At 61.5% G+C, this 14,203-nt stretch carries 13 protein-coding genes; 12 read left to right on the top strand and 1 reads right to left on the bottom strand.

Annotated elements, in window-relative coordinates:
• Positions 1-10: 10 nt before the first annotated feature.
• The 12 genes from C1719_RS09240 (at position 11) to C1719_RS09185 (ending at position 12,049) form a co-directional block, all read left to right on the top strand.
• On the top strand, positions 11-802 hold the full coding sequence (locus C1719_RS09240) for a segregation and condensation protein A (RefSeq protein ID WP_102374836.1): 792 nt from the start codon (positions 11-13) through the stop codon (positions 800-802).
• Entirely contained in the window at positions 799-1,722 is a 924-nt protein-coding gene (gene scpB / locus C1719_RS09235; protein WP_245874464.1) for an SMC-Scp complex subunit ScpB, read from the top strand. Before C1719_RS09240 ends, scpB begins: the two co-directional genes overlap by 4 nt.
• Before the next feature lie 112 nt (positions 1,723-1,834).
• The gene (locus C1719_RS09230; protein WP_245874576.1) at positions 1,835-2,560 is read left to right on the top strand and encodes a pseudouridine synthase; all 726 of its coding nucleotides are present in this window, start codon (positions 1,835-1,837) and stop codon (positions 2,558-2,560) included.
• 53 nt (positions 2,561-2,613) lie between these two features.
• Positions 2,614-3,762 (top strand): prephenate dehydrogenase/arogenate dehydrogenase family protein, encoded by a 1,149-nt coding sequence (locus C1719_RS09225; protein WP_102374834.1) that lies wholly within the window; start codon positions 2,614-2,616, stop codon positions 3,760-3,762.
• The gene (gene aroA / locus C1719_RS09220) at positions 3,752-5,080 is read left to right on the top strand and encodes a 3-phosphoshikimate 1-carboxyvinyltransferase (RefSeq protein WP_102374833.1); all 1,329 of its coding nucleotides are present in this window, start codon (positions 3,752-3,754) and stop codon (positions 5,078-5,080) included. The genes C1719_RS09225 and aroA overlap by 11 nt, the downstream gene beginning before the upstream one ends.
• Positions 5,077-5,754, top strand: coding sequence for a (d)CMP kinase (cmk, locus tag C1719_RS09215; RefSeq protein WP_102374832.1), 678 nt, complete (start codon positions 5,077-5,079; stop codon positions 5,752-5,754). The genes aroA and cmk overlap by 4 nt, the downstream gene beginning before the upstream one ends.
• A gap of 60 nt (positions 5,755-5,814) precedes the next feature.
• Complete coding sequence (locus C1719_RS09210; RefSeq protein ID WP_102374831.1) at positions 5,815-6,675, top strand: lysophospholipid acyltransferase family protein; 861 nt, start codon at positions 5,815-5,817, stop codon at positions 6,673-6,675.
• Positions 6,672-7,508 (top strand): 4-hydroxy-3-methylbut-2-enyl diphosphate reductase, encoded by an 837-nt coding sequence (gene ispH / locus C1719_RS09205; RefSeq protein WP_102374830.1) that lies wholly within the window; start codon positions 6,672-6,674, stop codon positions 7,506-7,508. Before C1719_RS09210 ends, ispH begins: the two co-directional genes overlap by 4 nt.
• Positions 7,509-7,512: 4 nt before the next feature.
• Complete coding sequence (locus C1719_RS09200; RefSeq protein WP_102374829.1) at positions 7,513-8,853, top strand: DUF512 domain-containing protein; 1,341 nt, start codon at positions 7,513-7,515, stop codon at positions 8,851-8,853.
• Between the two features lie 62 nt (positions 8,854-8,915).
• Positions 8,916-10,235, top strand: a complete 1,320-nt coding sequence (gene der, locus C1719_RS09195; RefSeq protein ID WP_102374828.1) for a ribosome biogenesis GTPase Der — start codon at positions 8,916-8,918, stop codon at positions 10,233-10,235.
• 8 nt (positions 10,236-10,243) lie between these two features.
• On the top strand, positions 10,244-10,972 hold the full coding sequence (gene plsY / locus C1719_RS09190) for a glycerol-3-phosphate 1-O-acyltransferase PlsY (protein ID WP_102374827.1): 729 nt from the start codon (positions 10,244-10,246) through the stop codon (positions 10,970-10,972).
• A gap of 75 nt (positions 10,973-11,047) precedes the next feature.
• Positions 11,048-12,049 carry an NAD(P)H-dependent glycerol-3-phosphate dehydrogenase gene (locus tag C1719_RS09185; RefSeq protein WP_102374826.1) on the top strand — a complete coding sequence of 334 codons (1,002 nt, stop codon included), beginning with the start codon at positions 11,048-11,050 and terminating at the stop codon, positions 12,047-12,049.
• Between the two features lie 125 nt (positions 12,050-12,174).
• Here the strand turns inward: C1719_RS09185 and C1719_RS09180 are convergent, their stop codons facing one another.
• Positions 12,175-14,193, bottom strand: a complete 2,019-nt coding sequence (locus tag C1719_RS09180; RefSeq protein WP_102374825.1) for an NAD(P)H-hydrate epimerase — start codon at positions 14,191-14,193, stop codon at positions 12,175-12,177.
• Positions 14,194-14,203 lie beyond the last annotated feature (10 nt).

Here is a 14,203-nt window from a genome sequence, read left to right as displayed (position 1 = left end):
GAAGCCTGCCATGTCGTACAAGGTTCGCATAGAGAGCTTCGAGGGCCCGTTCGATCTGCTGCTCTATTTGGTAAGCAAGCAGAAGGTCGATATCGGCGCCATCTCCATCACCGAAATAGCCGATCAGTACCTCGCCGAGGTATCGCGTATGTCGAACCTCGATCTCGATGTAGCGAGCGATTTTCTGCTCGTGGCATCGACTCTGCTCGAGATCAAGGCGGCAAGCCTCATCCCCCAGGAGAAGTCGGCGGTCTCCGAAGAGTTTCAAGAAATACCGGCCTCGGAAGCCCGCGACATTTTGGTCGAGAGGCTTCTCGAGTACAAGAAGTTCAAGAACGCGGCTGCGGGGCTCCATGCGCGCTTCGTGGCGGAAGGGCGCATGCATGCGCGGCCCTTCGGCCCCGATCTGAACTTCCTTTCGCTCGTACCCGATTACCTCGAGCGCGTAACGCTCGATGCGCTTGCGTACCTGTGCGCTGAAATGTACGCGCGCCGCGATATTTTCCTGCTGGAATCGGAGCACATTGCGGCCAAGCCCATTCCGGTCGAAGTGCATGTGCGGGCTATCCATCAGCGCGTCAAGAACAGCAAGCAGCTGCGCTTCTCCGATTTGGTCGATGCGCAGACGCCTGCGCCCATCGTGGTCGTCACGTTTTTGGCGATCCTCGAACTTTACAAGCGGTCCATGGTGACGATCAGGCAGGAAACCTCGTTCGGGGATATCGACATCGCTTTCATAGAGGGCTCGGGCGAACTGATTTTCGATGGCGAGGAAGCCATTACCTCGATAGGGAGTGAGTGATTTTGTTTTCAGGGTTGCAGGATTACCAGCTGAGGGGCGCGCTCGAGGCGATGCTCTTCGTAACCGACGAGCCGGTGAGCACCATCACGCTTGCCGATATGCTCGAAGTGGAGCCGGGCGAAGTGGAATGCGCGCTTGTGGATTTGCGCGCTCAGCTCGAAGACGAGAATCGCGGCATACAGCTGCGCGAGGTTGCGGGCGGATGGCGCCTTTTCACCCATCCGGTATACCACGAGCTCATCGAGCGCTACGTGCTTTCATGGGATACGCGCAAGCTTTCCCAAGCTGCCATGGAGACGCTCGCCATCGTGGCGTACAGCCAGCCCATCACGCGGGCCGGCGTGGCGTCGGTGCGCGGCGTCAACTCGGACAGCTCGATTAACTCGCTTGTTGAAAAGGGACTTGTGCGCGAAGCGGGTACCGAAGACGCGCCCGGTAACCCGACGCTCTACGCGACGACGCGCACCTTCCTCGAGAAGTTCGGATTGCGCTCGACGGCCGATCTCCCCGATATTGCCGAGTATGCGCCCGATGACGAGACGCGCGCCTTCATCCGCGAGCGCCTGAGCGCAACCCGCTCGGACGCGCCGGTCGATGGGGAAGACGGATACGGTGATTTCGAGGCGCAGTTCGACATCGACGAGATGGCCCAGCGCGCGACTGACGCGCAGGGGGACAGACGCGCCGGCGACGTCGGGGAAGGCGACGAGCGCGCTGTGAAAGGCGAGTGCGCGGCCGAGAGCGCGGAAGACGATGCGAAACGTGCAGCTTACGGTGCGCAGGACGACGGGGCGCGCGTCGGGCGCGAGGAACTCGACAGCGGACAACCTTCGGGTCAGGCGATGCTCGCCGCCGCCATGGCCTCGGGTTTCGGTGTGGTGGAGAAAATCGATTTCGATGAGCTCACCTTTGAAGAATAGCGAATCGGTGCAAGATCCCGGAAACGCGGATGACCCCATGTCGGCTGGCCTCGCGTCTCCCGACTCTTCGGCAGAGCCTGGATGCGGTGTCCTGGAAGAGCGCGTCTATCCCATGCGGCTGCAGAAGTTCCTCGCTCGGGCAGGCGCGGCGAGCAGGCGCGGGTCGGAAAACCTCATGACCGCCGGACGCGTGACCGTTAACGGACGGGTCGTCACCGAGCTTGGAAGCAAGGTCGATCCGCTTGTCGATGAAGTTGCGGTGGACGGCATCACGGTGCGTCTGTCTGACGAGGCGGTTACGATTGCGCTCAACAAGCCTTCCGATGTGGTTACGACGATGAGCGATCCGCAGGGGAGGCGCTGCGTCGCCGAGCTCGTACCGACCGACCGCTATCCCGGGCTCTATCCCATCGGCAGGCTCGATCGCGATACTACGGGACTTCTGCTCTTTTCGACCGATGGCGAGCTGGGCCATGGCCTGCTCCATCCCAAAAGCCACGTCGAGAAGCGCTACATCGCCCGCGTCGAAGGCGTTCCCGCCGAAAAAGATCTCGAGCGGCTTCGTCGGGGAATCGAACTCGACGATGGAATGACGCTGCCCGCGCATGTCAAGCTGCTTCGAACATGCGGCAATCCCGCAAAGCGGGCCGATCTCGAGATTCGCATTCACGAAGGGCGCAAGCGCCAGGTGCGGCGGATGTGCGAGGCGATAGGTCATCCGGTCGCGTCGCTTCATCGCACGGATTTCGGAGCGGTTTCGCTCGGGGATCTTCCCGAAGGCTCATGGCGGCGAGTCGAAGGCGAAGAACTTGCGGCTCTATATGGCGCTTTGCGCTGATGATGCTAGAATAACTTTACCGAACCGAATGATCTAAGGAGTGGGCAGCGGGCATGTCGGCATGCGTTACAAAGATTGCAGTGATAGGGTTGGGCCTCGTGGGGGCTTCGTTTGCAGCGGCATACCGCGAGCAGTGCCCCGATTCGGAAGTTCTCGGCATCGACGTCTCGCCCGAGACGAATGCGCTTGCGGTCGAGAAGGGCTGGGCGACGGCAGCGCTCGCTCCCGACGACCCCGCTTTCGAGCAGTACGTGAGAAGCGGCTGCGAACTCGTGGTCATCGCCACGCCCATCGCCGCCGTCGACGAGTACTTCGAGCGACTTTCCGCATGGGATTATCGCGGCATCGTGACCGACACCGCTTCAACCAAAGCGCATGTCCTTGCGGCGGCAGAGCAGCTTCTGCCGTACCCTCATAACTTCGTGCCCGGCCACCCTATGGCGGGCTCCGAGGTGAATGGCATCGAAGGTGCGCGCGCCGATCTGTTCAAGGGCGCCCATTGGATCCTCTGCCCCGACGAGAACACGGCTGCCGAGCATTTCCAGCTGCTGCACGAGATCGTGACCGGCATCGGCGCTCGCGTCATATCGCTTTCACGGGAGGAGCACGACGAGGCGGTTGCGGTCGTGAGCCACGTGCCGCATATCATCGCTTCCTCGCTCGTGGAGCTTGCGAGCCGTCATGCTGACGATCAGCAGGCGCTGTTTCGGCTGGCGGCAGGCGGTTTCAAAGATTCCACTCGCATCGCTGCAGGATCGCCGAAGCTCTGGAGTGGCATCGCCTTCGACAACGCCGAAGCGCTCGGGCGCGGGCTCGACGAGATCCGCGAGATCATAGGCCGGTTCGCGCATGCCCTCGAGACGGGGGATCGCGAAACCATGATCGCGCTTCTGTCCGCAGCGGCGGATGCCCGCCGGGCGCTTCCCGCAGCCTGGGTTCCGAGCACGGAAAAGCTGCTCGAAGTGCGCATACCCATGGAGGATCGCAAAGGCGTGGTGGCGGAGGCCACCACCATCGCAAGCCAAGCAGGATGCAATATCCAATCCATCGAGATCGACCATATAACCGAAGACAGCGCCGTTTTAAGCCTCGTTCTGACTGACGAAGGCGATGTCGGGCAGCTGTCCGCGCATCTCATACAAGCAGGTTTTTCGGTATCGTTCAGCCCGTTGAGTCCAAAGGAGCATACCCATGTCGACTGAAGCTGGCAAGACCGTCATCCGTCCGTTGTCCGCGCCGATCACCGGTTCAACGCGCGTTCCCGGCGATAAGAGCATCTCGCATCGGGCCGTGCTGTTCTCGGCGATGGCCGAGGGAACCTCGCAGATTTCGGGCATTCTCGATTCCGCCGACGTCCGCTCGTCCATACGCGCCGTCGAAGCGCTCGGCGCCGAGGCATCGCTCGAAAAGCAGCCCGACGGCAGTTTGGCCGGCGGCATAACGGGGTGGGGCGAGCGCGGTCCCGTGCAGCCGGATGAACCCATCGACTGCGGGAACTCTGGTACGACAGCGCGCCTGCTCATGGGCGTGCTGGCTCCCTGGCCCGTCAATGTGACCATCACCGGAGACGATTCTTTGCAGAAGAGGCCCATGCGGCGCATCACCGCGCCTCTCATGAAGATGGGCGTTCGCTTTTCTCCCGAAGGGAAAGAGAACCTGCCGATCACGGTAACGGGAACGAAATCGCTCAAGGCGATCGTCTACGACGCTCCCATGGCATCCGCCCAGTTGAAAACATCGATCCTACTTGCCGGCGTGTACGCGAGCGGCACGACGACGGTCAACGAGCCGTCGGAATCGAGGAACCACACCGAGCTTATGCTGCCCGAGTACGGCATCAAGACGACGGCCGCCGCCCGTACGGCGAGCGTCGTCGGCCCGAGCGTTCCGAAGGCGGCCGAGGTCATCGTGCCCGGCGATCCTTCTTCGGCGGCGTTTCTCGTGTGCGCGGCGCTGCTCAAGCGGGGAAGCTCCATCCAGATAGAGAATGTGAGCCTCAATACGGCCCGCATCGGGTTCACCCGCACGCTCGAGCGCATGGGCGCCGATATCGCGGTGCGGCATACGGGCTCCGAGGGCAAAGAGCCCTACGGTGTGATCGAGGCTGCCTATACCGGCACGCTGCGAGGTTGCGAGGTTCCCGCCGAGAAGATCGCGAGCATCGTCGACGAGGTGCCCGTGCTGGCTCTCGTGGCGGCCCACGCGCGTGGCGTGACGGTGTTTCGCGATGTCAGCGAGCTGCGCGTGAAGGAAACCGATCGCTTGGCCGCGATAGTCGAAGGCCTCGACCTGCTTGGCGTCGATGCGTGGATCGACGGAAACGACCTGTTCATCGAAGGGCAGCCGGACCTTGCGGCACAGCCGGGAAGCGTGTTCGATTCGAAATGCGATCACCGCTTGGCGATGACATGGGCGCTCGTGGGTCTGTGCGGTTCGGTTCCGATCGAGGTGGAGAACTTTGATTCGGTGAAGATCAGCTATCCTGAATTCTTGGACGATATCGAAAGGTTGACGCGATGATCATAGCGATTGACGGGCCCTCCGGGGCGGGCAAATCGACGGTGGCGAAGGCCGTTGCGAAAAAGCTCGGATTCTCCTGTCTCGACACGGGGGCGATGTATCGAGCGGTTGCGTGGCGCGCGCTCGCAGACGGTGTGGCCCTCGACGATGCCGAGGCGCTCGGAGCCATCGCGCGCGAAAAGGAAATCTCGTTCGGCCACGTTGCCGGGGATCCCGTTCCCAAGCGCGTGTTCATCGACGGAACCGAGGTGACCGATGCCATCCGCACGGCGGACATCGACAAGGCGGTCAGCCCCGTTTCGGCCGCCAAGCCGGTGCGCGAGGCGCTGGTTGCCCAACAGCAGCGCATCGGGAATGCGGGCGATTACGTGGTCGAGGGCCGCGATATCGGCACCGTCGTGTTCCCTGAAGCGGAAGTCAAGGTTTTTTTGACCGCGTCAGACGAGGAACGGGCCCATCGCCGTGTGCGGCAGAACGTCGATAGGGGCGTCGGCTCGATCGACTACGACGAGGTGCTCGCCGATCTCAAGCGGCGCGACGAACACGATTCTTCCCGTGAGACCTCGCCTCTCAGACCAGCCGACGACGCGGTGCATATCGATTCTACTGAGAGCTATATAGAAGATGTGATCGAGCGCATCTGCGAGATGGCTTCGAGCAAGGCGAACCGTTAGAATAGGTTGCTGCCGCCGAAAGCGGCTTTCGATGCAAGACGATCTATTCGAAGGAACCCGATGAGCTTGTTTCTGCCGTACGAGAAGTTATGGGATATGCCGCTGGGCGGCGACTCCGATGATAAGCAGGTGCCCCACTGGGCGGGAAACATCATATACTGGTTTCTGGCGATCGTATTCAAAGCATGCTTCAGATACCGCGTTGACGGGCGGGAGAACCTGCGCGGCTTCAAAGGGAAAAGCGGTGTGCTCGTGGTGAGCAACCACACGTCGTTTCTCGACGTGGCTTTCATGTACCTGTCTGCGCGATTGAGCCAGTGGATTAGGTTCTTGGGGCGCGAAGACCTTTTCGACAACGCGCACGGCCTGGTTGGGCAGATCCTCTCGCGCGTGGGGGCATTTCCCATCAAGCGCGATTCGGCCGATCGGTCGGCCATCAAGCGTGCCGCTCGCATGCTCAAGAACAAGGAGTGCGTGGGCATTCTGCCTGAAGGGACGCGTCGCGGCAAGGGTTCGAAAACCCCCGAGATCCACAGCGGGGCGGCGTTCATCGCCCGTATGGGTCATGCGCCCATCCTGCCCATGACCGTTCGCAACGCCGAAAAAGTCAAAGAAAAAGGGAAGTTCTTTAGATTTCCTAAAATTACGATAGAATACGGGAATCCGATCCTCGTATCCGATTTCGATTTCCTGCCCAAGGAAGATCGTCTCGATGCGTGCACATGGTATGCCATGCGGGAGTGCTTTGCCCTTTCGAGGCGCTGCGCACCCGAGGAAGTCGATATGCGCGAGCTATTTCCGACTTCGCGCGACTTCACGCAGGAATTCGCAGACCATGTTGTTGCGCGCCATACAACCGAGGAGCTGGTGGCGGAAATCGATTGCGCGAATCGCGCTGCGAGTGAGGGGAATGCGGCATGAAGGTGTTGAAGGCTCGGCACGCGGGTGCCTGCTACGGGGTGCAGCGAGCGCTCGACATGGCCTATGCCGCCATCTGCGATGGTAGCACGGCCTACACGCTCGGTCCGCTCATCCATAATCCCCAGGTCGTCTCGAAGCTTGAAAAGCGCGGCGTCGGCGTCGCCTCTTCGTTCGACGAGGTGAGCGATGGCATCGTCATCATTCGCAGCCATGGCGTTGTTCCCCAGGTCAAGCAGGATGCGGAAGCGAAGGGGCTGCCCATCATCGATGCGACGTGCCCCCATGTGGCGCGTGCTCAGAAAGCCGCTTCGGGGCTTGCCGACGAAGGCTACCATGTGATAGCCGTCGGCGAGGCGGGCCATCCCGAAGTGGAGGGCATGAAAGCCCACGCCGAGGTGTCGGGAGGTACGTGCATCGTCGTCGCGGGCCCCGAAGAGCTTCCCGAGCATATCGAAGAACCCGTCGGCATCGTTGTGCAGACGACGCAATCGAAAGAGGCTCTCGACGCGGTTGTCGAAGCGCTTCATGCTCGCGGCATCGAGCCGCAGGTGAAGAATACGATATGCTTTGCGACGCGCCAGAGGCAGGAGGCTGCCGCCGAACTTGCCGAACAGGTCGACGCCCTCGTTGTCATCGGCGGGCGCAATTCGTCGAACACGACGCGTCTCTACGATATCTGCAAGGCGATCTGCCCGCGTTCGCACCACGTTGAGACGCCCGACGAGATCGATCCCGCGTGGTTCGAGGGCTGCGCGGTCATCGGCGTCACGGCCGGTGCATCGACTCCCGAAGATCAGATCGATTCGGTGGTCGAACGGTTGGAATCGCTGTAGGCGCATGGCTGCACGTCCGATAGCGCGCATAGCCTCCATCGAAGAAGAAAGCCCTGCCGACGATGCGGGGTTTTATCCCGGCTGCGCGATAACCGCCGTCGACGGGAGCCCTGTCCGCGATATCATCGATTGGCGATGGAAAACGGCTGCCGACGAGATCGAACTGTCCTATATCGATGGGAAGGGCGACGAGGGCGAAGTCGTGCTCGAGCGCGATCCGGGCGAGGATTGGGGCATCGAATTCGAGGATGTCATCTTCGACGACGTGAAGCTTTGCCGCAACGCGTGCACGTTCTGCTTCATGAGGCAGCTTCCCGACGACGTCCGCCCTTCGCTTGTGCTGCGCGACGACGATTTCCGCTTGAGCTTCCTCCAGGGAACTTTTGTGACGCTCACGAATCTGACCGGGGGTGATGAGGCTCGCATTATCGAACAGCGCATATCTCCCTTGCGCGTTTCCCTGCATGCTGCAACTCCCGAGGTGCGCCGGGGCCTCATCGGCAAGCACGCCGCTCACGGGATAGCCGCGCTGGATCGGTTGCTCGAAGCGGGTATCGAAGTGCATGCCCAGATCGTGCTTTTGCCCGATGTGAACGACGGCGAAGAGCTCGACTGCACGCTTGCGTGGGCATGGGAGCGTGCGGGCATCAAGAGCATCGGCATCGTGCCGATAGGGTTCACCAAGCACCAGAGCGCCTTCAGCAGAAGCTTCAACGACGAAACGGATGCCCGCGCGGTCATCGAATGCATCGAGCCGTACCAGCAGCGTGCGCTTGTCGAGCGCGCGACGCCCTGGGTTTTCGCTGCAGACGAGTTCTACCGCAACGCCTATCCGCGCGATTTGCTCGACCATCTGCCGCCCGCCTCGTATTACGGCGATTACGACATGTTCGAGGATGGCATAGGCATCATCAGATCGTTCGTCGACGATTGGGAGGCGAGCGGCGAAGCCGAGGCCCGGCTCGCATCCGTACTCGAACGCAGCGGCGCGCACGTTGCCTATGCGGTCGGATTCGCGCAGCGCGAGTTTCTGATACCGCTTATCGAAAGAGGGCCTCTTGCGGGTCGCATGGACGTGCTTGCCGTGAAAAACGAGTACTTCGGCGGCAACGTCGATGTGACGGGATTGCTCACCGCCTCCGATATCGTCCGCGAGGTCGAAAAACTGCGCGGCTACGATCTCGTTGCGATTCCCGAAGTTGTATTCAATGCAGACGGCGTAACGCTCGACGATGCGGATTTGGAGAGAATGCAAAGCGAAGTCGACGTCCCCCTTGCCGTGGTATCCTGTAATGCATCCGAGTATTTCGGCGAAATCGCAGATCTCATAGAGCATCGCGGCTAGAAGCCCGGCGCCGAACTCGCCGTCGCTTCCCGAGGGAAGCGTAGACAGAAATAGGAATAGACATGGCATTACCAGTAGTAGCAGTGGTCGGTCGACCCAACGTCGGCAAGTCCACCTTTGTAAACCGCATAGCCGAGGCCGACGAGGCCATCGTCCACGAGATGCGCGGGGTGACCCGCGACCGCTCGTATCATGAAGCCGATTGGAACGGCGTGCATTTCACGCTCGTCGATACCGGCGGCATCGAGATGGGCACCGACGATGCCTTCCAGGGCTCCATTCGGGCGCAGGCGTTCGCCGCCACGCGCGAGGCCGATGTGATCGTGTTTCTCGTGGACGGGAAGACGGGCATCAACGCCGACGATGAAGAGGTCGCCCGCATCCTCCGCAAATCGGACAAGCCGATCATGCTTGCCGTCAACAAGATGGACACGCCCAACAAGGTCGACGAGATGTGGGAGTTCTACCAGCTCGGCCTCGGCGATCCGTGGCCGGTTTCGGCAATGCACGGGAACGGGACGGGCGATCTGCTCGACGAGCTGGTCGAGGAGCTGAAGCGCCTCCCTGAACAGGAGGTTGAAGAAGATCCCGTCGATTCGATCAACGTTGCCATCATCGGCAGGCCCAATGCGGGGAAGAGCTCGCTGACGAACTGCCTGACCGAAAACGATCGATCGATCGTCTCGGCGGTGGCGGGCACGACGCGCGACGCCATCGATACGACCATCGAGCATGAAGGCAGGTTCTACACGATCGTAGATACGGCCGGCCTGCGCAGGAAGAGCCAGATCGACGAGGACGTCGAGTACTACGGGTTCGTGCGCGCCATGCGCGCCATCGACCGCGCCGACGTCGCACTGCTCGTCATCGACGCATCCATCGGGCTGACCGATCAGGATCAGCGCGTCGCCGGATTCGCGGCCGAGCGCGGTTGTGCGATGGTCATCGTGTTGAACAAGTGGGACCTCATCGAGGGCCCCGATGCCAAGGCCGAGATCCGCGAGAAGATCGCCGATCGCATGACGTTCGTCGGCTATGCGCCGGTTATATCGATTCAGGCGATCACCGGCAAGCGCGTGAACCGCATATGGGATGCGGTCGATACGGCATATGCGAATTTCAGCCAGGGCATATCCACAAGCAAGCTGAACACGTGGCTTCAGGGAATCAGGGATTTCGGGCATACCGTCAGCCAGGGCAAGAAGGTGCTCAAGATGAAGTATGTGACGCAGACCGCCGTGAAACCCCCGCAATTCACGTTTTTCGTGAACCATCCCGATATCGTGGACGATAATTACGAACGCTACCTCGAGAATCGGTTGCGAGATAGCTTCGATCTCGTCGGTACGCCGATCAAGCTGAAATTCAAGCGGAAGGACTAGGCTTTTCCATGCAAGACTTCATCGATGCGTTCGTCGTCGTTTTCGTTGCGGCGTTTCTTCTGGGGTCCATTCCCTTCGGACTCATCATCTCGAAGGTTTTCTACCATACCGATATCCGCGAGCATGGCAGCGGCAACATCGGCACCACGAATGCCATTCGAACCATGGGGAAGGTGGGCGGTTATTCGGTGTTCGTGCTCGATTTCGGCAAGGGCCTCCTTTCGGGCTTCTTGGGCATCTGGATCGGGCAGCTGTTCTTTTCGCTGCACGGATACGGTGCGGTTGCGGGCGAGCTTACGGCGATACTGGCTCCGTTCCGCTTGGGTCCCGTCGGCGATCCCGCCGAGCTTGCAACGCAGTTTTCCCAGGTTCTGCTTGCCGTGTCGTTCCTCGGATGCACCTGGGGCCATATCTTCAGCCCATGGCTGAAGTTCAAGGGCGGCAAGGGCATTGCCGTTGCGGTCGGGTGCTTGTTCGTGACGTACGGTGTGGTGGGGGCGTGCCTCGAGCTTGCGATCTTCATCGTGCTCGTCGTTGCCACGCGCTACGTGTCGGTCGGCTCGATCGCCGCCGCGCTCGCGTGCCCGTTCTTTTCCCTGTATTTCTTCTGGGGCGACTGGCTTGCCGTCGCGCTCTGCTCCCTTGCGGGGCTTACGGTTGTGTGGGCTCACAGGGAGAACATCAAGCGACTGCTTTCGGGTACCGAGAACCGTATCGGGAGCAAGAAGAAGGCATAGCGGCAACTTGGGTCGAAGTGCTCGGCTTTGGGTTTTTGGCGGGCGGCTTCGGCCGCCGTGCGCGAAGGAGGAATCATGAACGTTGCGGTAATCGGTGCCGGATCATGGGGAACCGCGCTTTCGCAGCTTCTGGGGGTCGGCGGCCATGACGTGGCTCTGTGGGCCCGAAAAGACGAGGTTGTGGCATCGATCAACGAGCGCCACGCAAACCCCCGGTATTTAAGCGATGTGACCCTTTCCGAGCGGATCAGGGCGACGACGTCTTACGAAGGGGCGCTCGATGGAGCCGATGCGGTCGTCATCGTCACCCCCTCGAGCCTCATGCGGGAGACCGCGCAGGCCATCAGCGCATACATTACCGACGAGACGCCTGTGATCATCTGCTCGAAAGGCGTGGAGGAAGGTAGCGGCCTTCTGCCGGTCGAGGTCTTCGAAGCCGAGATCGGGGGGAAGGGCAGGCTTGCGGTGCTTTCGGGACCCAATCATGCCGAAGAGGTGATCAAGCTCATGTTCTCGGCCACCGTCGTCGCTTCGTCGTCTCAGGAAACGGCGCGGTTTTTCCAAGAGCTCTTCGCTACCGACACCTTCCGCACCTACGTGAGCGATGACACATGCGGCGTCGAGCTCTGTGCTGCGTTCAAGAACGTCATCGCCATCGCCGTGGGCCTCTCCTACGGCATCGGATACGGCGACAACACGTCGGCGCTGCTCATGACGCGCGGACTGGCCGAGATGAGCAGGCTCGTCGCGGCGTGCGGCGGAAACCCCATCACCTGCATGGGCCTTGCAGGAACAGGCGATCTTATCGCCACCTGCACATCCGAGCATTCGAGGAACCGTCGGTTCGGGGAGATGGTGGCGCAGGGAAAGACGCTCGACGATTTCACCGCGTCCACGCATATGGTGGCAGAAGGCGCGCTTGCGTGCAGGACGTTGCAGACGCTGGCCGATATGTACGGCGTGGAGCTTCCCATCACCTCGGTCGTGCGCGGCGTGGTGTGGGAGGGCGACGACGTCAAGCAAGCCGCGCTCGATCTTGCAAGCCGACCGCTTAAAACCGAGTTTTACGGAATTTAACCGGCGGAGCCCCTGCGGCCGTCGCTGTGAGAGGCGAAGGTGGCAGACGCAAGCTCACGCTTGCCGACGACGTCGGCGTCAGCGATGCATCCGATGGCCCGGCGCTTCTGCGTCATGCGCCGCGGTTACCGATCGCCGCAGGCTTCCCGCAGGCGTGCCGTATAGGGTGCGGTGTCCACAAGCCGTGCAAGCTCGATGGTTCCGGTGTAGCGCGTCGCCTGGGGCTTCACGAGACCCGGCTTGTAGGCGAGCATCGTCACCGTCGCATCGGCCACGAACGTGGGGCGGGCAAGGGCTCCGGTCTGCGCCGAAAGCCCGCTTGGAACATCGACGGCAACCGCAAACGGCGCATCTTTGACTTTGCGGGGCAGGCTGCGGCGCGCACGGTCATGATCCGCCCGTTCGAATCGGCGCTTGCGATGGAAGCCCCGTCCTTTCCCGCGCGACCCCTCGAACCTGCGCCGGTTCGCGGCGCGGATCCAGCCGGCATACGGTTCGCGCAGCTCGGTTCCTGAGAACCCGGTTCCCAGTATGGCGTCGACGATTGCCATCGCGTCGTCCAGCGCGTCGGCGAGCACATCGGCGTCGGGTGCGACGAGAACGCTCAGCGGCAGGTCGTTTTCGCTGGCTGAGGAAAATACGGCCAGCGCCGTGGAGCGGGCGGGTTCCGCCTTCATGCGCTCGGCGATATCGGGCGTTACCAGCGTGGTTTTGTAACCCGCCTCGGCCAGTGCGCGGGCGCATACCCAGCCATCGCCCCCGTTGTTGCCCGATCCCGCCAGCACCACGACGGGCGCGGGGTCGGGAACCCAGGCGCGAACTTCGTCGGCAACGGCGATACCTGCTCGTTCCATCAGTTCCGAAAGCGGCGTTCCCCCCTCTTCGATCAGCGATTCGAGCGCGGAAACCTCATCGACGTCGAGCGGATTTTTGCGGTCGCGCTCCACGCCCACCGCTTCGTCTGTCATAACGCGCGTGGCGCTTAGGATTCCGTTGAGCATGACGAACGGGCGTTTCTTCACGGCGGAGCGGATCGCCCGGACGATCAGCGATAGAGCCCAAGCGCACATGAGCGCGATCCAGCAAACGACCAGCGCCGCGCGGTGGTCGGCGATAACCGAAGCGAGCATTCCCATTTCGGGCATGCGCGAGGGGTCGAGGGAGACGATGCCGTTCAGCGCGAGAAGCGGGGCGAGGACGAGGGCATAGAGAAAGCCGTAGCGCGCCAGATATTGATACCAGCGAGCGGGGCTCGCGTCGGGTCGCACGATGCGGAGCTTGAGGATCATCTGGCCGGGTGTTTGACCTTTCGTGATGACGGGCACGATGACGAAGCACAGCAGGTAGAACAGGAAATCGACCGACATGCTGACAAGCCCCCAGGATATTCCCTGAGAACGGGCGACGGATTCGAGGCCCGCGGTCCCAAACCCGCCGATGACGATCGAGGAGAGGGTCTGCGCGACGAAGACGTCTATGAAGAACGAGAGCCCGCGCTTCGTGGCGCTTGCCCTCATCCCAGCCTCGCGTGCCTCTTCGTTGACAAGGCGGATGTCGGGCAGCAATCGCAGGGCGGGTCCCACGATCCAGAAGCCCACCATGGCGCCGAGCGTGTTGAGCATGAGGTCGTCCACATCGAAGAGCCTGTACGGATGGGCGTAGACGCCCCACAGGCCCGTCAGTTGCGACAGTTCGAAGAACAGCGTGACCGAAAAACCGATGAGCAGCGTCTGCCACCAGGTGCGTCTGAAATAGTAGCGCAGGTACATGCCGAGCGGAGTGAGCAGGAGCACGTTGAATATCGCTTCGTATACGTAAGGATCGCGCAGCGTAGCAAGCCATGTCGAAGGGTCGCCCGCGTTAAACGTCGTTTGCGCCAGAAACTCGCGGACGAAGTTGAACGGGAAAAGCTGCGGTGTGGCAGCGTAGGCGACCACGGCGGACCGATCGTCGGGAAGCGGGAGGATCACAAGGAAGTACGCGCACATGAGATAGAAGACGAACGAGTATACGATGATGGTGCGAAGCCAGGGGATCGATCCGAACTTGCGGTACTGGTAGATCATGTAGGGGACGGTGATGGCGAAGGCGATGAAGGGAAATGCGACGGCCGCCGTGACGATGTTGTTGGTATAGACGTTCATGCAGATAGGT

Origin of the sequence: Raoultibacter massiliensis, from assembly GCF_900199545.1 — a bacterium.
Classification (GTDB): domain Bacteria; phylum Actinomycetota; class Coriobacteriia; order Coriobacteriales; family Eggerthellaceae; genus Raoultibacter; species Raoultibacter massiliensis.
This window is presented reverse-complemented; position numbering and strand designations above follow the sequence as displayed.